Genomic DNA, 18,274 nt, shown 5'->3' with positions numbered 1-18,274 from the left:
TGCGGACGAAATGCCGGCGGCTCCGGCGTATGGTTGCCGATTGGCTGCCGGGGCTTGCCCGCCAGCCAATCTGTGATGCTTTATTGTTATTTGTTGAGCAAATCAAATTCTTGAGAGAGGCTGCGCATGGCTTCGGTTTGCTTGAGCACGTATTGCTCCAGCTCGGCGCCGGTCATGGCAAACGGCAGCAGGTCGCGTTGGCTGCGCAGTTCGGCAAATTTCGGATCGGCCAGCATTTGGTCGAAGCGGTTTTTCCACCAGGTATACGATTCATCGCTGACTTTCGGCCCCATGTAATAGCCGCGGATAACCGGCCATTCCACATCATAACCCTGCTCTTTGGCAGTCGGAATATCCGCCAGCTTGCCCGGCAGGCGCTCGTTGGCAAACACCGCCAATACGCGTACTTTGCCCGACTCGACATGCGGCCCCATTTCGGCAATACCGGCGCTGACCGCTTGGATATGGTTACCCAACACCGCGGTCACTGCTTCGCCGCCGCCCTCGAGCGCCACATAAGTCATGTCTTTCGGATTGATGCCGCCGGCCTTGGCCAGCATGGCGGTTTGCAACCAGTCTTGGCCGCCCACGCTGCCGCCTGCGCCAAAGCTGATTTTTTTCGGGTCGGCTTTCAGGGCTGCCATCAGATCAGCCAGCGTTTGGTAGGGCGATTCGGCATTGACGGCGACCATACCGTAGTCGGTACCCACGGCAGAGAGCCAGCGCACGTCTTTTTCAGTGTATTGACCGAATTTGCCTTGTGCCAGGTTTAGCAAAGAGCCGGTGGAAAAGGCCACGATGGCATCGTTATTGGCCGGGTCGTTGGCGACGATTTTATTGTAGGCCACCGCCCCGACGCCGCCGGGCATATAGGTGACGCGCATGGGGGCTTTCAGCAAATCAGTGTCTTTCAGGCCGGATTGCGCCAGCTTGCAGGTGAGGTCGAAGCCGCCGCCGGGCTTGGCCGGCGCGATGCATTCGGGGCGCTTGGGCGCGCCGGCTTCTTCGCTGCCGCCTTTATTGCAGCCTGCCAGCGCCAAAACAGCCAATGCGCCCGCCGCCCATTTCCATGTTGAGGGTGTGATGTGCATAAGTTTCTCCAAGATAAATTTAAGATAAATTATTAGTCGGATGTGGTCACATTTTGTAATCAAATGTAGTGCGAATGTATAAACAATCGTGCTTGTTTGTCAATAAACATTAATATATGTATTTTTTGTTGGAATGGGGCAACGGCGGGCAGTATGAAACCGAGCGGGCTTTGCGAATGCGTGTCAGATGATATTTTTTGTTTGTTTTCAAATATTTTTTAATGCTTGATGCTGCTTGCCGAATGTTAAGGAAGGTTTTCTGCTAATGGTTAAAAAGGGTAATGATTAGAGTTTTTGCTGTAAAACTGCCGTATGCTTCAGACGGCCTGCCGGATTATTCATTTTTAATAGATAGAGTTTGCGCGGTTTGATATTCGATATGCCAAGAATTTGATAGCGTTTTGAAAAAATAATAAGCAGCAGGGCTTGAATTTGAAATTTCCAGCCTTATGTTGCTCCACATCTTTCACGATGGCTGGTTTGGTGCATTGTTGCAAAAACAGCCGCTATCAACAACGCCTGCTTGCAGGTATTTGTTTTGTTTATTTTACTCGGAGCATACACATGACCATTCGTCCCCTGCACGACCGTGTAGTCGTAAAACGCTTGGAAGCTGAAGAAAAAACCGCCTCTGGCATCGTTTTGCCGGGCGCCGCCGCTGAAAAACCCGATATGGGTGAAGTGGTGGCCGTGGGCGCGGGCAAAGTCGGCGACGACGGCCAACGCCGCGCGTTGGATGTTAAAGTCGGCGACAAGGTGATTTTCGGCAAATACAGCGGCCAATCGGTGAAAGCCGACGGCGAAGAGCTGCTGGTGATGCGCGAAGAAGATATTTTCGGCATCGTAGAATAATGTTGATGCCGTCTGAAAACGTTCAGACGGCTTGATCGAATATACCTAATCAATTATTTTGGAGAATCAAACATGGCAGCAAAAGATGTACAGTTTGGCAATGAAGTGCGCCAAAAAATGGTTAAAGGCGTCAACACCCTGGCAGATGCCGTTAAAGTAACCTTGGGCCCGAAAGGCCGCAATGTGGTGCTTGACCGCGCGTTCGGCGGCCCGCACATCACCAAAGACGGCGTATCTGTAGCCAAAGAAATCGAATTGAAAGACAAATTCGAAAACATGGGTGCGCAAATGGTGAAAGAAGTGGCCTCTAAAACCAACGATGTGGCCGGCGACGGCACCACCACCGCCACCGTATTGGCACAAGCGATTGTGGCCGAAGGCATGAAATACGTGACCGCCGGCATGAACCCCACCGACCTGAAGCGTGGTATCGACAAAGCGGTAACCGCTTTGGTAGCCGAGTTGAAAAACATTTCCAAACAATGCGATACCTCTAAAGAAATTGCCCAAGTCGGCTCGATTTCGGCCAACTCCGATGAGCAAATCGGCGCGATTATCGCCGAAGCAATGGAAAAAGTGGGCAAAGAAGGCGTGATTACCGTGGAAGACGGCAAATCGCTGGAAAACGAGTTGGACGTGGTAGAAGGCATGCAGTTTGACCGCGGTTACCTGTCGCCTTACTTCATCAGCGATGCCGAAAAACAAATTGCCGCTTTGGACAATCCGTTTGTATTGCTGTTTGACAAAAAAATCAGCAACATCCGCGACCTGCTGCCGGTGTTGGAGCAAGTGGCCAAATCCAGCCGCCCGCTCTTGATCATCGCTGAAGACGTGGAAGGCGAAGCGCTGGCCACTTTGGTGGTGAACAACATCCGCGGCATCCTGAAAACCGTGGCGGTGAAAGCACCGGGCTTCGGCGACCGCCGCAAAGCCATGCTGCAAGATATCGCCATCCTCACCGGCGGCACCGTGATTGCCGAAGAAGTCGGCTTGTCGCTCGAAAAAGCCACTCTGGAAGATTTGGGTCAGGCCAAACGCATCGAAATCGGTAAAGAAAACACCATCATTATCGACGGCTTCGGTGATGCGGCGCTGATTGAGGCGCGTGTGGGCGAAATCCGCCAGCAAATCGAAACCGCTACCAGCGAATACGACAAAGAAAAACTGCAAGAGCGCGTGGCCAAACTGGCCGGCGGTGTGGCCGTAATCAAAGTCGGCGCTGCCACCGAAGTGGAAATGAAAGAGAAGAAAGACCGCGTGGAAGACGCGCTGCACGCAACCCGTGCCGCCGTTGAAGAAGGCGTGGTGGCCGGCGGCGGCGTGGCACTGTTGCGTGCCCGTTCTTCTTTGAGCAGCGTAGAGGCTTCCAATGCCGACCAAGAAGCCGGTGTGAAAATCGTGTTGCGTGCTGTTGAAGAGCCGCTGCGCCAAATCGTGGCCAATGCCGGCGGCGAACCGAGTGTGGTGGTAAACAAAGTGTTGGAAGGCCAAGGCAACTTCGGCTTCAATGCAGGCAGCGGCGAATACGGCGACATGATTGAAATGGGCGTACTCGACCCGGCCAAAGTAACCCGCTCTGCGCTGCAACACGCCGCGTCGATTGCCGGCCTGATGCTGACCACCGACTGCATGATTGCCGAAATCCCGGAAGACAAACCGGCCATGCCTGATATGGGCGGCATGGGTGGAATGGGCGGCATGGGCGGTATGATGTAAGGCCGTCTGAACGCTGCTGCGTTATCGTTCAAAACCCCGCAAGCTTGTTGCCTTGCGGGGTTTTTTATGCTGCCGGCAGGCATGACAGAGGCCGTCTGAAAGTATTCAGACGGCCTCTGTCACATAACCGTCATTTTGGCGACATCAAAGTGTCATTTGAAATCATTATGCTGAGCCCGTTTACATCGGCGCTTTGCTATCCACCATCAGCGCTTTTATCCATAAAAATATATCAGGAACCAAATCATGGGCAAACCATTGAAAAATCATTTGATTAAAAACAGCCATGCTGATGATGTCAGCAATGAAAGCGATAATGCGGTTTTCTCCAAAGTGATGAATGTGCATTTGTCGCGTCGCAGCATGTTGCAAAGCAGCGGCGCGCTGGGTGTGGCCGCAGCTTTGCCGTTGGGCTTGTTCGGCAGCCAAAATGCTCAGGCGGCGGTGTTGGAAAGCAATATGCAGCGCACCCGCAGTTTGGGTTTCAAGCCGGTGCCGTTTTCCAGTGAAGACAAAGTGATTGTGCCGGAAGGCTATACCGCCCGTGCTTTTTACAAATGGGGCGACCCTGTCGGCATTCCCGGCCGCATGCCCGCCTTTAAAACCGATGCCTCCAACACCACGCAGGAGCAGGCGCTGCAAGCAGGCATGCATCACGACGGTATGGCGTTTTTCTCGCTGCCGCTGGGCTCCGACAACAGCAACCGCGGCCTGCTGGCAATGAACCACGAATATGTCGACAACGGCCTGCTGTTTAAAGACGGTGCCGCCAATTGGGATTTGAACAAAGCCCGCAAAGGCCAAAATGCCATGGGTGTGTCGGTGGTGGAAGTGCAAAAAAGCGGCAACGGCTGGCAGGTGGTGCGCCCCTCGCGCTATGCCCGCCGCATCACCGCCAATACGCCGATGGGCGTTACCGGCCCCGCACGCGGCCATGATTTGATGAAAACCCGTGCCGATTCGCGCGGCGAGCGCATACTCGGCACCATGCAAAACTGCGCCAACGGCTACACGCCCTGGGGCACTTACCTGACTTGCGAAGAAAACTGGAGCGATATTTTTACCAATTCGAGCGGCAATATCACGCCCTTGGAAAAGCGCTACGGCATCGGCAAAGAAGAAGACGGCTATCTGTGGAGCCGGGTAGACGAACGTTTCGACAGCAGTAAAAACCCCAACGAGCCGAACCGCTTCGGCTGGGTGGTGGAAATCGACCCCTTCGATCCTAAATCCACCCCGCGCAAACACACTTCGCTCGGCCGTTTCAAACACGAAGGCGCAAAAGTAACCGTTACCCCCGACGGCCGATTGGCAGTGTATATGGGCGACGACCAACGTTTCGAATACATCTACAAATTTGTATCAAAAAACAAATATCAGCCCAACAACCGCGCTGCCAATATGCGTCTGCTCGAAGAGGGCACGCTGTATGTGGCCCGTTTTAATGAAGACGGCTCGGGCGACTGGCTGCCGCTGGTGCACGGCCAAAACGGCCTGACCGCCGCCAACGGCTTTGCCGACCAGGGCGAAGTGTTGGTCAAAACCCGCATGGCCGCCGACCGGGTGGGCGCCACCAAGATGGACCGCCCCGAATGGATTACCGCCGACCCGTTTGTGGCCGGCAGCATTTATTGCACGCTCACCAACAACAACCAGCGCGGCGCTGAAGGCAAACCCGGCACCGATGCCGCCAACCCGCGCGCCGACAACCGCTTCGGCCACATCATCCATTGGCAGGAAGCCGGCGGCGACGGCACCCGAACCGCTTTCAAGTGGGATATTCTGGTGTTGGCCGGCAACAGCCAATCTCATAAAGCCGAACACCGAGGCAATATCAACGGCGATGATTTCGGCAGCCCCGACGGCCTGGCGTTCGACAGCCGCGGCGTATTGTGGATTCAAACCGATGTGTCTGCATCCACCGTTAATTTGAAAGAATACGCCGGCATGGGCAACAACCAAATGGTGGCCACCATCCCCGGCAGTAACGAATACCGCCGCTTCCTCACCGGCCCCAACGGCAGCGAAGTAACCGGTATTGCGTTCACGCCGGATAACAAAACCATGTTTATCAACATCCAGCACCCGGGCGAGCCGGCGGCAGGCGACAGCGACCCGGCCAAGCCGACCGCGATTTCCAGCTGGCCGGACGGCCCGGCAGCAGGCCGTCCGCGTGCCGCAACTGTGGTGATTACCAAAAACGACGGCGGCGTGATCGGCAGCTGATAAAAATTATTGATGTAAATCAGGCCGTCTGAAACTTTCAGACGGCCTTTGGCATTGTGACGTGCCGGATTCGGTTAGAATACACACGATTACATTTCAGACGGCCTAAGTTATATAGCGCGGGTTCGGGATAAGAAATGCCAGAAAGAGCAGCCGATTGGCAGTAGGTTACTGTTTTTCATGCAAACAACGAACCGCAAGCAGGCCATCGTTAAATTCAAATCAATAGCCGGCAGAAGGCTGAGCAAAGATAGGGTATAGCACAGGCCGGCATGACGACGCAGTATTTTTATACGGGTCAGATAATAACCCAGCTGTCGGGTTGCAGACATCAAGTTTTATCCGTCAGCATCCGATTGGTGTTGCAGCACTCTGTTTCCTCGTCCGTCTCAATGGGGAAGGGGGCAAAGCCGTGAAGGATTTTATATCTCATGGATTATCTTACTACCGAACGCACGTTATGAAACGTTGCAGAGCGCTTGTTTATCCGCTGATGATGTGATGAAGAAAGGCCGTCTGAACGCATTTACACCCATTCGCCAAAATAAGCTAACCGCGCTGGCGCTCCTGAGCTCGAAGACAACCGGTTTAGCTAGGGTGTCCTGATCATTCAGAATGATTCAGATTTTTTGCGATAAAAGTGCAGATGCCGGGCAAAAAACGCAGCAAGATTTGGGCATCTCGCGAGGCTTTTTCACGCAGCAGATGTGCTTTTAGCGCAAAAAAAAGATGATGATATATGACACATCAGGACACCCTAATGCGCTGAAGCGCCAAGTCAACCAGCCCCGTACTCATTGTACGGTCTTCGGCTTGCCGTCTTGTTGGCTTACTTTTGTGAAGGGGTATTTAGAAAGGAAAACCATGACCACACGCCGCCAAATTATCGAATGGTGCGACCACACCCTGCAAACCCACCTGTTTAAAGACTATGCCCCCAACGGCCTGCAAGTTGAGGGTGGAAACGAAGTGCGCAAAATCATCACCGCCGTTACCGCCAGCCGTGCCGCTATTGACTATGCCGCCAAGCAGGGCGCAGATATGCTGTTGGTACACCACGGCATGTTTTGGAAAAGCGAGCCGGTCACCATCACCGGTTGGAAAAAACAGCGTATTGCAACATTGCTGCAACACCAAATCAATCTGGCCGGCTACCATCTGCCGCTCGATGCACACCCCGAATTGGGCAACAACGCCCGATTGGCCAAAATCATGGGCTGGCAGAGCGACTATCAGTGCGGCGAACAGAATCTGCTCAATATCGGCCGGCCGGAGCAAGTAGAAACCTTATCCTATTGGGCGGGTGAGCTGCTGCACAAATTAGGCAGAGCGCCGGTTATCGTAGGTGATGATGCTGTTGAAATCAAAAAAATCGCCTGGTGCACCGGTGGGGCGCAAAGCTTTTTTCAGACGGCCATTGACGAAGGTGTCGATGCGTTTGTGACCGGTGAGATTTCCGAAGCCCAATACCATCTGGCCAACGAAACCGCAGTTGCCTTTATCAGCGCCGGCCACCATGCGACAGAGCGCTACGGCATTCAGGCTTTGGGCGTCGCCGCCGCGCATGAATTCGGCATAGAGGTGCAATTTTTTGACGAACAAAATCCTGCATAAAATCAAAAAATGCCGCAAAACTTTACCTTATTTTAAATAATGCTTTAAGTATCCCTATAAAATCAGGTAGAATTAAAGGGTTTAATGGCTCGGTATTTCCAATCGTTAGGATGACTGAATAATGGATAATAAAGAAATCAATCAAGGCCGCCGCCGCTTCCTCACTCTGGCAACTGCCGGTGCGGGCGGTGTGGCAGCTTTAGGCGTGGCAACGCCGTTTGTGGCCAGCTGGTTCCCTTCGGAAAAAGCCAAAGCCGCCGGCGCCCCCGTTGAAGTGGATGTCAGCAAAATCGAAGCAGGCCAGCTGATGACCGTTGAATGGCAGGGCAAACCGGTTTGGGTGTTAAACCGCACAGAAGAGCAGCAGAAAAGCATTCCCTCGCTAGACGGCGAAATGGCCGACCCGAAATCGGAAGTGGATCATCAGCCCGAATATTGCAAAAACGAATTGCGCTCCATCAAAGACAATATCTTTGTGGCCATCGGCATCTGCACCCACTTGGGCTGCTCGCCGACGTTCCGCCCCGATGTGGCGCCTGCCGATTTGGGCGCAGGCTGGAAAGGCGGTTTTTTCTGCCCCTGTCACGGCTCTAAATTCGACCTGGCCGGCCGCGTGTATAAAGGCGTGCCTGCACCGACCAACCTGGTTATTCCGCCTTACAAATACCTGACCGACACCACCGTTTTGGTGGGTGACGACAAATAAAGGGACTCATCATGGCAAACCAAACCAATAATGAAAACAAATCATTGTTAGGCTGGGTAGACGCACGTTTCCCTTTGTCTAAAATGATGAAAGAGCACGTAACCGAGTATTACGCGCCCAAAAACTTCAACTTCTGGTATTTCTTCGGCTCGCTGGCCATGCTGGTGCTGGTGATTCAAATCGTCAGCGGCATCTTCCTGACCATGAACTACAAGCCCGACGGCAATGCCAATGCCTACCATCTGCCGGCGGCTTTCACCGCGGTGGAATACATCATGCGCGACGTGTCGGGCGGCTGGATTATCCGTTATATGCACTCCACCGGCGCTTCGATGTTTTTCGTGGTGGTCTATCTGCACATGTTCCGCGGCCTGATTTACGGTTCGTTCAAAAAGCCGCGCGAGTTGGTGTGGGTGTTCGGCTCGCTGATTTTCCTGGCGCTGATGGCCGAAGCCTTTATGGGCTATCTGCTGCCGTGGGGTCAGATGTCGTTTTGGGGCGCACAGGTGATTATCAATCTGTTCTCCGCCATCCCCGTAATCGGCCCTGATTTGTCGGTGTGGATTCGCGGCGACTTCAACGTGTCTGATGCCACGCTCAACCGCTTCTTCGCCCTGCACGTGATTGCCGTGCCGCTGGTGTTGGTCGGCCTGGTGGTGGCGCACTTGATTGCCCTGCATGAAGTCGGCTCCAACAACCCCGACGGTGTGGAAATCAAAAAACTGAAAGATGAAAACGGCATTCCGCTCGACGGCATCCCGTTCCATCCTTACTACACCGTGAAAGACATTCTGGGCGTGGTGGTGTTTCTGATTGTGTTCTGCGCGATTATGTTCTTCGCACCGGAAGGCGGCGGCTACTTCCTCGAAGCGCCAAACTTCGACCCCGCCAATGCGATGAAAACGCCTGCGCACATCGCGCCGGTATGGTATTTCACACCGTTCTACGCCATTTTGCGCGCCATTCCGTCGTTCTTCGGCACCCAGGTTTGGGGTGTGCTCGGTATGGGTGCGGCTGTCGTGCTGATTGCCCTGCTGCCGTGGCTGGACCGTTCGCCGGTAAAATCGGTGCGTTACCGCGGCCCGATTTTCAAAACCATGCTGGTATTGTTTGTGATTTCCTTCATCGGTTTGGGTATTTTGGGTGCATTGCCCGCCACCAACCTGCGCACCGTAGTGGCTCAGATTTTGAGCTTCATCTACTTCGCCTTTTTCCTGGGTATGCCGTTTTATACCAAAATGGATAAAGACCGCGCTGTGCCTGAGCGGGTAACCATGAGCACACGCAAGCAGAAAGTGATGTTCTTCGTTTACGTGGCCATTGCTTTCGTGGGTGCCTACCTGTTTGCAACCAACATTTGATGAGGGCAGTGAAGATGAAAAATACATTCAAAAACTGGTTTGCTGCCTTATTGCTGGCAGCACCGATGAGCGCGGCGCTGGCTGCGGGCGGCCATGCCGAGTATGAAAAAGTGGATATCGATTTGGGCGATCAGGTAAGTTTGCAACGCGGCGCGCAGATTTTTACCAACTATTGTCTGTCGTGCCACTCTGCGACCGGTATGCGCTTCAACCGCTTGCAGGATATCGGCCTGACTGAAGACGAAATCAAGAAAAACCTGATGTTCACCACCGACAAAGTAGGTGATGTGATGCAGGCGGCCATGACGCCGGCAGATGCGACCAAATGGTTTGGCGCAGCCCCGCCGGATCTGACCTTGATTGCCCGCTCGCGCGGTGCCGATTACCTGTATGCCTACATGCGCGGTTTCTATAAAGACCCGACCCGGCCCACAGGCTGGAACAACACTGTGTTTGACAAAGTCGGCATGCCGCATCCCTTGTGGGAACAGCAAGGCGTGAGGGCGGTTGAATTGGATAAAGACGGCCAGCCGGTATGGGAAAAAGACGAACACGGTAATCTGGCGCCCAAGCTGTATTGGGAATCCACCGGCCTGCACAGCCGCCGCCTGCCCAACGGCAACGTCATCGAAAAAGAGTATGACGATTATGCCCGCGATTTGGTGAACTATCTGGTTTACATGGGCGAGCCTGCGCAGATGCAACGCAAACGCATGGGTTATATTGCGCTGATTTTCCTGTTTGCCGTGATGCTGCCGCTGGCTTACTTCTTGAAAAAAGAGTATTGGAAAGACGTGCATTAAAGCATTGCTGCTTGATTCAAAAGGCAAAACCTGTTTCGGGTTTTGCCTTTTTTGTTGATATTCGGTTCAGACGGGCGGCGATGCCGGTTCAAAAGCAATCTGGCGGCGCTATAGCCATTCACAAAAATAAGCTGACAGCGTTGGTTTGCCTGAGCCCGACGTGGGTGGGTTTTGATAAGGTGTTGAAGCGCCGATTAGATCAGTCGCATATGACCAATAGCCTTCGGTTCATCGCCTTGCCGGCATGCGGTTTTACATGAATATTATTTTCGCAAAAATTTGAAAAATTAATAATAAAATCATGTATTTAAATTGATTTTCTGGATAAAAAATATACAAAAGGTTATAATAAACCCATTTTCAAACACATTCAGGCCGTCTGAAAGCGCGGTGTGGATTTTGCAGGAGCAGAAATTTATGATGACATTATATTCAGGCATCACTTGCCCGTTCAGCCAGCGTTGCCGTTTTGTTTTGTTTGAAAAAGGCATGGATTTTGAAATTAAAGATGTGGATATCTTCAACAAGCCCGAAGATTTGGCCATCATGAATCCCTATAATCAGGTGCCTGTGCTGGTGGAGCGTGATTTGATTTTGCACGAATCCAACATCATCAACGAATATATCGACGAGCGCTTTCCCCACCCGCAATTGATGCCGGGCGATCCGGTGATGCGCGGCCGTGGGCGGTTGGTGCTTTACCGCATGGAAAAAGAATTGTTCAGCCATGTGCAGGTGCTGGAAAATGCCGAGGCCAGCAGCAAAGAGCAAAGCAAAGCCCGCGAAGCCATCGGTCAAGGCCTCACCATGTTGGCGCCTGCATTTGCTAAAAACAAATACATTCTCGGTGATGATTTCTCAATGATTGATGTGGCGCTTTCACCGTTGTTGTGGCGTTTGGATCATTACGATATCAAGTTGGGCAAAACCGCCGCACCGCTGTTGAAATACGCCGAACGTATTTTTCAGCGGGAAGCCTTTATCGAAGCCCTGACGCCTGCTGAAAAAGCCATGCGCCGCTAGGATGTCCTGACCATTCGATTTAAGGGTGTATTTTGCCCTTGCAAACGCCGCATCTGCTGCGTTAAAAAGCCTCGCAAGATGTCCAACCTTGCTGCGTTTTTTGCCTTGTATCTGCGCTTGCTTGATTACAAAAAATTTAAATCATGCAGCATGGGCAGGAGCCCCTCGGACATTCTGACCATTCGATTTATGGGTGCTTTTAACCCGAAAGGATCTGCCGATGAGTGCCAGTACCAAACCCTATATCTTGCGCGGGTTATACGAATGGTGTCTGGATAACGACCAGACGCCGCATATTGTCGCATGGGTCAACGAGCATACCCGTGTGCCGATGCAATATGTGCGGGATAACGAAATCGTGCTCAACATTGCCCCGAGTGCCAGCCATAATCTGATTATCGACAACGAGTGGATCAGTTTCTCCGCACGCTTCAGCGGCGTGAGCCATGAAATCTGGATTCCCGTCGGCCATGTAATCAGCCTGTTTGCACGGGAAAGCGGCGAAGGGATGGGTTTTGAAGTAGAGGCCTATCAAACCGAAAGCGAAAAAAAAGGCGAAGCGCCGCTGCATTTGCTCGACACTCCGCCCGAGCCACAGCCGGAGCAGCCGTTGGCCGAGCCGGGTGGCCAGGGTAAGAAAAAAGAGGTGGCGGAAGATAAACCGAAACCGAAAAAAGGATTGAAACTGATTAAGTAATATATTTTCGGAACCATAACCGGTTCAAGTTCAAAAAAATAAGCCGACTGCGTTATTGCGCGTGGTCGGCTTATTTTTTTATGAATGTGGTTGGGGCATGCTGACCATTTGACGGTCGGGTATGTTCCCTTATGCATACCCGTGCATTCAACAGCTTGGCAAGATAGCGCCGCTCAGCTTTCCAGCACCTGCCGCAATTGTTTTAACGTTGCCCACGCTTGGGCTTTGAGTTGCGGCTGCCGCAGCAGGCGGGCGGGGTGGGGGATAATGAAATATGGGGTGTTGCCGCACAGCCGGGCAATGGTGTCGGCCTGCTCCGGCTTTTCAAACACCTGCCCCAGCAGTAAAACGGCTTTGGCTTGCGACAGCGCCAGCTCTGCTGACATGCGCGGCAGCTCTGCGGTGATGTGTTCGTGGGCGGGGTTGGGGCTGAATGCGGGTGCGTCTTTTACCCAGCTGGTTTTATGGGCATCATCGGGCGTTAATCCGATGGCGGCCAGCATATTATCCAGCAGCCGGCCGACGCTGCCGCTAAACAGCTGTCCGGAGGCATTGTCTTCCGGCGCCGGGCAGATGCTGGCAACCATCAATTGTGCCGGGTTGATGGTGCCGGCCAGGGTTTGTTTCCAATCGTCAGGTTGGGTTTCAGACGGCATCTGTGGAGCGTTGGGCGCCGGCGTGTTTTTTTCAGACGGCCTTTCAAGATTATCTGTCGGGCGGCTTGGTGTGGAAACGGTTTTTTCAGACGGCCTGTTATCGGCGGGCGGTGGGTTTTTTGCCACAGGCACCGGGTTTCCGGTCTGGCCGCCAACCGCCGCCATTGCGGCCAGGCGGGCATTTTGTGCGGCCTCGGAAATTACCGGTGCGGCCGCAGCAGCATGGCTTGCCGAAGCGGCAGCCGCTGGGGCAGGCATTTCGCGGGGCAGGCTGTGCGCCGTGGCTGCGGGCAACACTTTTGCACTTCGGTTCAGCCACATCGGCCCCAGCCCCAAAGCTTCGTGCAAGTGCAGATAACGGCTGCTTAACATATTTTCTCCATCCATACCGCATCTTCGCGCCCGCCTTCGGGCAGCGGATAATAATCGCGACGGCGGCCGCATTCGCTGAAACCATGTTTGCGGTAAAGCGCTTGTGCGGCCAGGTTAGAAGCGCGAACCTCCAAAAAACAGCGCCGCACACCGGTTGATAAGGCCGTCTGAAACCATTCGGCCAATAATTGCGCCGCCACACCCTGCCTGCGCTGCGCCGGTGCGGTGGCAATCAGATGCAGCTCCGATTCATCAAACAAAGTCTGCCATACGGCAAAGCCGGCCGGTGTTTGCGCCGCTGTTTCCATGATGATCACGCAACTGTGGCGGTTGTTTAAGGCCGTCTGAAACTGCGCTGCCGACCACGGCGACGGGTTGCACTGCGCATCCAGCGCCGCCAGTGCCGCACAGTCTTCAGGGCGCGCGGTGCGGACAATCATCACATGCCTGCCTTGCGCGCTGCCTGCTCTTGGGCCGTGAGCGCGATTTTATTACGCACATATAAAAGCCCTGCCTGCGCCGCATCGGTGGCGGCATAGCGCCCCGTTTGCGCCAAATCGAGATAAGCGGCGGCTGTCGGCATGTCGGCGATACCGCTGAAGGGCGGCGCATCGGCCAGCGAAAACGCATTGCCCGCGCCGCGCACGGCGGCGGCATCCGTATCCGGCGGCAGTGTAATTGCCGCAGCGCTGCCGACTTGGTAATCGCTCAGGCGGCGGTGGTTTACGGTGTCGAACCAGGCGTAAAATACCTCGCCCATACGGGCATCGGCCGCCGCCAAAACACACGCGGCTTCGATTTGATAAGCCACCGCATCCAAACACGGCACGCCGATCAGCGGCAGATCGAACGGCGCCGCCAAGCCTTGTGCCACGCCGATGCCGATGCGCAGGCCGGTAAACGTGCCCGGCCCTTGTGCGTACACCACCGCGCCCACATCCGCCGCGGTGAGGCCGGCTTCAGCCAGCAACCCGCCGATGTGCGGCAGAATCAAATCAGACTGCTTGTTGCCCGCTTCGGTATGCTGCAACAGAGTTTGGCCGTCTGAACGCAAAGCCAGCGAGAGATAGCCGGTAGAGGTGTCGATGGCGAGAATGGGGCGGGAAAAATCGGGCTGCATGGTGGCATAGTTGTCAATAAACAGCCTGTATTATAGCATTTGCAGAAAGGTTTCAGGCGGCCTGAAATCGGGTAGAATCGTTTCTCGGTAAGCCATGGCAAAAGCAGAAAGGCGCTGATGATGTGTTCCGGCATTTGTGCGGCTTTAGGCAAGAATAAAACCGCGGTCGTATCTGCCCAAACCAATATCGGATTGAGGCCGTCTGAAAAAGTATTGATGAATGAATACAGCAAATTACACCGGCCGCTTCGCCCCCAGCCCCACCGGCCTGCTGCACATCGGTTCGCTGCTGACTGCGGTGGCTTCGTATGCTGATGCCAAGTCGCATGGCGGGCGGTGGCTGGTACGGATGGAAAACCTTGACCCGCCGCGCGAAATGGCCGGCGCGGCAGACGATATTTTGCGCACCTTGGAAGCATTCGGTTTTGAATGGGATGGCGAACTGCTGTATCAGAGCCGCCGCCATGATGTGTATGCACAAGCATTAGGCCGTCTGAAAGTCATGGGCTTGGTTTATCCCTGCGATTGCAGCCGCAAAGATTGGCAGGCGGCCGCGCGGGCGGGGGCGGATGGTTTTGTGTATAACGGTCATTGTGCGCGGCTCGACCCGCAGCGGCCTTTACACAAGGCGCCGGCCTGGCGTTTGCGCACGGCAGATGAAACCATTGCCTTTGATGACCGTGTGGTCGGTCGTTATGCACAAAATTTAGCGCGCGACATCGGCGATTTTGTGTTGTTGCGGGCAGACGGGTTTTGGGCGTATCAGCTGGCGGTGGTGGTTGATGATGCAGCACAGGGCATCACGCATATTGTGCGCGGGCAGGATCTGCTGGTGTCGGCGCCGCGTCAGATCCGGCTGCAACGCTGCCTGGGTTATGCCCAGCCGCAATATGCACACCTGCCGCTGCTGGTGAATGCGGCAGGGCAGAAATGGTCGAAGCAGACACTGGCGCCGGCGTTGGATTTGGGTGCAAAAGAGCAATTGCTGCGGCAAGTGATGGGCTATCTGAATCTGCCGCCCGCACCCACAGTAAACAAGCCGCGTGATTTGCTGGACTGGGCCGCGGCGCATTGGGCGATGGCGAACGTGCCGAAAACGGCGATTATTACGGAATAGGTGCCGGCCGTTGCCGTCTTAGGTATGAAAATGATGGGAATGGGGATGACCAATATTTCAGGCCGTTTGAATCATGGTTCAGACGGCCTGAAATTTTAGCCCTCATCTTCGCTGTTTTCATGGTCGTGCAAAATTTTGTCATACACCGGCTGCGGCAGGTAGCGGCGCACCATGTGCCGCCAGCCTTTGGGGCCGACCATGCCTTTGACCATGGTAGACGACACTTCGGCAAATTCGCGCGGCGGCATCAGGAAAACGGTGGAAATAGACGGGCGCAAATCGCTGTTGATGTAGCGCATCGAGCGCTCGTATTCATAATCCGAAGCGGTGCGGATGCCGCGCACGATAAATTGCGCCTCGATGCCGTGGGCGTAGTTGACCAGAAAGCGGTTTTCAAACGTGGTCACGCGCACGTTGGGGAAAATATCGGTGATGGCTTCGAGCATGGCCACGCGTTCGGCAACGCTGTAGGTGCTTTGCTTGTCGGGGTTGATGCCGATGGCGACAATCAGCTCGTCAAACATGGCTTGAGCTTCGCGTATCATCCATAAGTGGCCGTTGGTGGGCGGATCAAAGCTGCCGGCATACACGGCACGGCGGGGTTGTGGGTTCATGGGTGCAGAGGAAGAGCGTTTGTTGAAACCGCAGCATAAACGGCTGCGGCGGGGATGTCAAAAAGAAAAAAGCCGGCAGGGCAGCTGCCAAGCGCTGAATGCCGGCGGTAATGTGTGTATTATTATTGAGCCGGCTGAAAATTTTTTCAGACGGCCTGACTGTTATTCAAGCCTTGCGGCTTGTGCCCTCTCCCTAACCCTCTCCCACGGGAGAGGGAACCCGGTTGCTGTTGTGTTTGCCGTTGCGGTGTTTTTTCCCGGCGTTTGTTTTTTCCGCTAATCTTACCGCTTCAGCCACCTGGCTCCCTCCCCTGTGGGGGAGGGTTGGGGAGAGGGCGGCAAACCGCAGGTTTGCTTTATTGTGCATTCCGTCATCATTTCAGACGGCCTGACCGTTATTCAAGCCTTACGGCTTGTGCCCTCTCCCTAACCCTCTCCCACGGGAGAGGGAATTCGGTTGCTGTTGTGTTTGCCGTTGCGGTGTTTTTTCCCGGCGTTTGTTTTTCCGCTAACCTTACCGTTTCAGCAACCTGGCTCCCTCCCCTGTGGGGGAGGGCTGGGGAGAGGGCGGCAAACCGCAGGTTTGCTTTATCGCGTATTCTGTCATCATCATTTTCAGACGGCCTGACCGTTATGCAAGCCTTGCGGCTTGTGCCCTCTCCCTAACCCTCTCCCACGGGAGAGGGAACTCGGTTGCTGTTGTGTTTGCCGTTGTGCGTTTTTGCCGTTGCACGTTTTGGCCGGCGTTTGTTTTTTCCGCCAACCTTACCGCTTCAGCAACCTGGCTCCCTCCCCTGTGGGGGAGGGTTGGGGAGAGGGCGGCAAACCGCAGGTTTGCTTTATTGCGTATTCCGTCATCATCATTTTCAGACGGCCTGACCGTTATTCAAGCTTTGCGGCTTGTGCCTTCTCTCTAACCCTCTCCCGCGGGAGAGGGAATTCGGTTGCTGTTGTGTTTGCCGTTACGCGTTTTTTGCTGTTGTGTGTTTTTGCCGTTGTGCGTTTGGGTCGGCGTTTGTTTTTCCGCCAACCTTACCGCTTCAGCAACCTGACTCCCTCCCCTGCGGGGGAGGGTTGGGGAGAGGGCGGCAAACCGCAGGTTTGCTTTATTGTGCATTCCGTCATCATTTCAGACGGCCTGACCGTTATGCAAGCCTTACGGCTTGTGCCCTCTCCCTAACCCTCTCCCACGGGAGAGGGAACTCGGTTGCTGTTGTGCTTGCTGTTACGCGTTTTTTGCCGTTGCGCATTTTGGTCGGCGTTTGTTTTTATCGCCAACCTTACCGCTTCAGCCACCTGGCTCCCTCCCCTGTGGGGGAGGGTTGGGGAGAGGGCGGCAAACCGCAGGTTTGCTTTATTGTGCATTCCGTCATCATTTCAGACGGCCTGACCGTTATTCAAGCCTTACGGCTTGTGCCCTCTCCCTAACCCTCTCCCGCGGGAGAGGGAATTCGGTTGCTGTTGTGTTTACCGTTACGCGTTTTTTGCCGTTGTGTGTTTTTGCCGTTGTGCGTTTGGGTCGGCGTTTGTTTTTCCGCCAACCTTACCGCTTCAGCAACCTGACTCCCTCCCCTGTGGGGGAGGGTTGGGGAGAGGGCGGCAAACCGCAGGTTTGCTTTATTGTGCATTCCGTCATCATTTCAGACGGCCTGACCGTTATTCAAGCCTTACGGCTTGTGCCCTCTCCCTAACCCTCTCCCGCGGGAGAGGGAATTCGGTTGCTGTTGTGTTTGCCGTTACGCGTTTTTTGCCGTTGTGTGTTTTTGCCGTTGTGCGTTTGGGTCGGCGTTTGTTTTTCCGCCAACCTTACCGCTTCAGCAACCTGACTCCCTCCCCTGCGGGGGAGGGTTGGGGAGAGGGCGGCAAACCGCAGGTTTGCATCATTCCACCTTCCTCCATCATTTTCAGACGGCCTGACCGTTATTCAAGCCTTACGGCTTGTGCCCTCTCCCTAACCCTCTCCCGCGGGAGAGGGAATTCGGTTGCTGTTGTGTTTGCCGTTACGCGTTTTTTGCCGTTGTGTGTTTTTACCGTTACGCATTTTGGTCGGCGTTATTTTCCCGCCAATCTTACCGCTTCAGCCACTTAGCTCCCTCCCCTGTGGGGGAGGGTTGGGGAGAGAGCGGCAAACCGCAGGTTTGCTTCATTTTGCCGGGTTGTTTTAAATTTTATTGTGCGTTGGCGTATGTTCGGTTTGTGGTTGGCCGGTGTTGTCTGTGTACAGCGAATGCAGTAGAGGTATCTGTGCTTTTATCACAAAAAATTCACAAAAAATCTGAATCATTCTGAATGGTCAGAACACCCTG

General features: G+C 54.3%; 19 protein-coding genes. 14 read left to right on the top strand and 5 right to left on the bottom strand.

Annotated elements, in window-relative coordinates; genetic code table 11:
• Positions 1-86: 86 nt before the first annotated feature.
• Entirely contained in the window at positions 87-1,091 is a 1,005-nt protein-coding gene (locus LVJ83_RS12255; RefSeq protein ID WP_244784947.1) for a tripartite tricarboxylate transporter substrate binding protein, read from the bottom strand.
• Between the two features lie 564 nt (positions 1,092-1,655).
• Between LVJ83_RS12255 and groES the strand changes: the two genes are divergently transcribed.
• From groES to LVJ83_RS12205, 10 genes are all read left to right on the top strand, one after another.
• Positions 1,656-1,943, top strand: a complete 288-nt coding sequence (gene groES, locus LVJ83_RS12250; RefSeq protein WP_244784946.1) for a co-chaperone GroES — start codon at positions 1,656-1,658, stop codon at positions 1,941-1,943.
• A gap of 72 nt (positions 1,944-2,015) precedes the next feature.
• Positions 2,016-3,659: a chaperonin GroEL gene (gene groL, locus LVJ83_RS12245; protein WP_244784945.1), complete on the top strand. Its 1,644-nt coding sequence runs from the start codon at positions 2,016-2,018 to the stop codon at positions 3,657-3,659.
• 246 nt (positions 3,660-3,905) lie between these two features.
• Positions 3,906-5,885 (top strand): PhoX family protein, encoded by a 1,980-nt coding sequence (locus LVJ83_RS12240; RefSeq protein WP_244784944.1) that lies wholly within the window; start codon positions 3,906-3,908, stop codon positions 5,883-5,885.
• An 864-nt stretch (positions 5,886-6,749) separates the two neighbouring features.
• Positions 6,750-7,499, top strand: a complete 750-nt coding sequence (locus tag LVJ83_RS12235) for a Nif3-like dinuclear metal center hexameric protein (protein WP_244784943.1) — start codon at positions 6,750-6,752, stop codon at positions 7,497-7,499.
• Between the two features lie 121 nt (positions 7,500-7,620).
• On the top strand, positions 7,621-8,205 hold the full coding sequence (gene petA / locus LVJ83_RS12230; protein WP_244784942.1) for a ubiquinol-cytochrome c reductase iron-sulfur subunit: 585 nt from the start codon (positions 7,621-7,623) through the stop codon (positions 8,203-8,205).
• 11 nt (positions 8,206-8,216) lie between these two features.
• A complete protein-coding gene (locus tag LVJ83_RS12225) occupies positions 8,217-9,566 on the top strand; it encodes a cytochrome b (RefSeq protein ID WP_244784941.1) in 1,350 nt (449 codons plus the stop codon).
• 14 nt (positions 9,567-9,580) lie between these two features.
• Positions 9,581-10,369: a cytochrome c1 gene (locus tag LVJ83_RS12220; protein WP_244784940.1), complete on the top strand. Its 789-nt coding sequence runs from the start codon at positions 9,581-9,583 to the stop codon at positions 10,367-10,369.
• Between the two features lie 11 nt (positions 10,370-10,380).
• Entirely contained in the window at positions 10,381-10,629 is a 249-nt protein-coding gene (locus LVJ83_RS12215) for a hypothetical protein (RefSeq protein WP_244784939.1), read from the top strand.
• 157 nt (positions 10,630-10,786) lie between these two features.
• A complete protein-coding gene (locus LVJ83_RS12210; RefSeq protein WP_244784938.1) occupies positions 10,787-11,392 on the top strand; it encodes a glutathione S-transferase N-terminal domain-containing protein in 606 nt (201 codons plus the stop codon).
• A gap of 220 nt (positions 11,393-11,612) precedes the next feature.
• Positions 11,613-12,089, top strand: a complete 477-nt coding sequence (locus LVJ83_RS12205; protein ID WP_244784937.1) for a ClpXP protease specificity-enhancing factor — start codon at positions 11,613-11,615, stop codon at positions 12,087-12,089.
• Positions 12,090-12,262: 173 nt separating this feature from the next.
• Here LVJ83_RS12205 and LVJ83_RS12200 read toward each other — a convergent pair whose 3' ends face one another.
• Genes LVJ83_RS12200 through tsaB form a run of 3 tightly spaced genes read right to left on the bottom strand, consistent with a single transcriptional unit; the run spans position 12,263 to position 14,237 of the window.
• Entirely contained in the window at positions 12,263-13,117 is an 855-nt protein-coding gene (locus tag LVJ83_RS12200) for a uracil-DNA glycosylase family protein (protein ID WP_244784936.1), read from the bottom strand.
• Positions 13,111-13,557 carry a ribosomal protein S18-alanine N-acetyltransferase gene (gene rimI / locus LVJ83_RS12195; protein WP_244784935.1) on the bottom strand — a complete coding sequence of 149 codons (447 nt, stop codon included), beginning with the start codon at positions 13,555-13,557 and terminating at the stop codon, positions 13,111-13,113. Before rimI ends, LVJ83_RS12200 begins: the two co-directional genes overlap by 7 nt.
• Positions 13,557-14,237 (bottom strand): tRNA (adenosine(37)-N6)-threonylcarbamoyltransferase complex dimerization subunit type 1 TsaB, encoded by a 681-nt coding sequence (gene tsaB / locus LVJ83_RS12190; protein WP_244784934.1) that lies wholly within the window; start codon positions 14,235-14,237, stop codon positions 13,557-13,559. Before tsaB ends, rimI begins: the two co-directional genes overlap by 1 nt.
• Before the next feature lie 220 nt (positions 14,238-14,457).
• Here tsaB and gluQRS point away from each other — a divergent pair, with 220 nt between their 5' ends.
• On the top strand, positions 14,458-15,354 hold the full coding sequence (gene gluQRS / locus LVJ83_RS12185) for a tRNA glutamyl-Q(34) synthetase GluQRS (RefSeq protein ID WP_244784933.1): 897 nt from the start codon (positions 14,458-14,460) through the stop codon (positions 15,352-15,354).
• Between the two features lie 95 nt (positions 15,355-15,449).
• Here gluQRS and coaD read toward each other — a convergent pair whose 3' ends face one another.
• On the bottom strand, positions 15,450-15,968 hold the full coding sequence (gene coaD, locus LVJ83_RS12180; RefSeq protein ID WP_244784932.1) for a pantetheine-phosphate adenylyltransferase: 519 nt from the start codon (positions 15,966-15,968) through the stop codon (positions 15,450-15,452).
• A gap of 721 nt (positions 15,969-16,689) precedes the next feature.
• On the opposite strand from coaD, the gene LVJ83_RS12175 reads away from it, so the two are divergent.
• The 3 genes from LVJ83_RS12175 to LVJ83_RS12165 all read left to right on the top strand — a co-directional run bounded on the left by LVJ83_RS12175 (position 16,690) and on the right by LVJ83_RS12165 (position 18,057).
• Entirely contained in the window at positions 16,690-17,148 is a 459-nt protein-coding gene (locus LVJ83_RS12175) for a hypothetical protein (RefSeq protein WP_244784931.1), read from the top strand.
• 169 nt (positions 17,149-17,317) lie between these two features.
• The gene (locus tag LVJ83_RS12170; protein ID WP_244784930.1) at positions 17,318-17,659 is read left to right on the top strand and encodes a hypothetical protein; all 342 of its coding nucleotides are present in this window, start codon (positions 17,318-17,320) and stop codon (positions 17,657-17,659) included.
• Positions 17,581-18,057 carry a hypothetical protein gene (locus LVJ83_RS12165; RefSeq protein WP_244784929.1) on the top strand — a complete coding sequence of 159 codons (477 nt, stop codon included), beginning with the start codon at positions 17,581-17,583 and terminating at the stop codon, positions 18,055-18,057. The genes LVJ83_RS12170 and LVJ83_RS12165 overlap by 79 nt, the downstream gene beginning before the upstream one ends.
• Positions 18,058-18,274: the final 217 nt, after the last annotated feature.

Origin of the sequence: Uruburuella testudinis (assembly GCF_022870865.1) — a bacterium.
Classification (GTDB): Bacteria; Pseudomonadota; Gammaproteobacteria; order Burkholderiales; family Neisseriaceae; genus Neisseria; species Neisseria testudinis.
The sequence above is the reverse complement of the archived record's forward strand: the minus strand, read 5'-3'. Positions and strand labels throughout refer to the sequence as shown.

Excerpts from the sequence above, each read along its gene's own strand:
- LVJ83_RS12225 (WP_244784941.1), top strand. The coding sequence starts at position 8,217 with ATGGCAAACCAAACCAATAATGAAAACAAATCATTGTTAGGCTGGGTA.
- LVJ83_RS12255 (WP_244784947.1), bottom strand. The coding sequence starts at position 1,091 with ATGCACATCACACCCTCAACATGGAAATGGGCGGCGGGCGCATTGGCT.
- rimI (WP_244784935.1), bottom strand. The coding sequence starts at position 13,557 with ATGATTGTCCGCACCGCGCGCCCTGAAGACTGTGCGGCACTGGCGGCG.
- LVJ83_RS12210 (WP_244784938.1), top strand. The coding sequence starts at position 10,787 with ATGATGACATTATATTCAGGCATCACTTGCCCGTTCAGCCAGCGTTGC.
- groES (WP_244784946.1), top strand. The coding sequence starts at position 1,656 with ATGACCATTCGTCCCCTGCACGACCGTGTAGTCGTAAAACGCTTGGAA.
- LVJ83_RS12200 (WP_244784936.1), bottom strand. The coding sequence starts at position 13,117 with ATGTTAAGCAGCCGTTATCTGCACTTGCACGAAGCTTTGGGGCTGGGG.
- petA (WP_244784942.1), top strand. The coding sequence starts at position 7,621 with ATGGATAATAAAGAAATCAATCAAGGCCGCCGCCGCTTCCTCACTCTG.
- groL (WP_244784945.1), top strand. The coding sequence starts at position 2,016 with ATGGCAGCAAAAGATGTACAGTTTGGCAATGAAGTGCGCCAAAAAATG.
- LVJ83_RS12220 (WP_244784940.1), top strand. The coding sequence starts at position 9,581 with ATGAAAAATACATTCAAAAACTGGTTTGCTGCCTTATTGCTGGCAGCA.
- coaD (WP_244784932.1), bottom strand. The coding sequence starts at position 15,968 with ATGAACCCACAACCCCGCCGTGCCGTGTATGCCGGCAGCTTTGATCCG.
- LVJ83_RS12235 (WP_244784943.1), top strand. The coding sequence starts at position 6,750 with ATGACCACACGCCGCCAAATTATCGAATGGTGCGACCACACCCTGCAA.
- LVJ83_RS12240 (WP_244784944.1), top strand. The coding sequence starts at position 3,906 with ATGGGCAAACCATTGAAAAATCATTTGATTAAAAACAGCCATGCTGAT.
- gluQRS (WP_244784933.1), top strand. The coding sequence starts at position 14,458 with ATGAATACAGCAAATTACACCGGCCGCTTCGCCCCCAGCCCCACCGGC.
- tsaB (WP_244784934.1), bottom strand. The coding sequence starts at position 14,237 with ATGCAGCCCGATTTTTCCCGCCCCATTCTCGCCATCGACACCTCTACC.
- LVJ83_RS12205 (WP_244784937.1), top strand. The coding sequence starts at position 11,613 with ATGAGTGCCAGTACCAAACCCTATATCTTGCGCGGGTTATACGAATGG.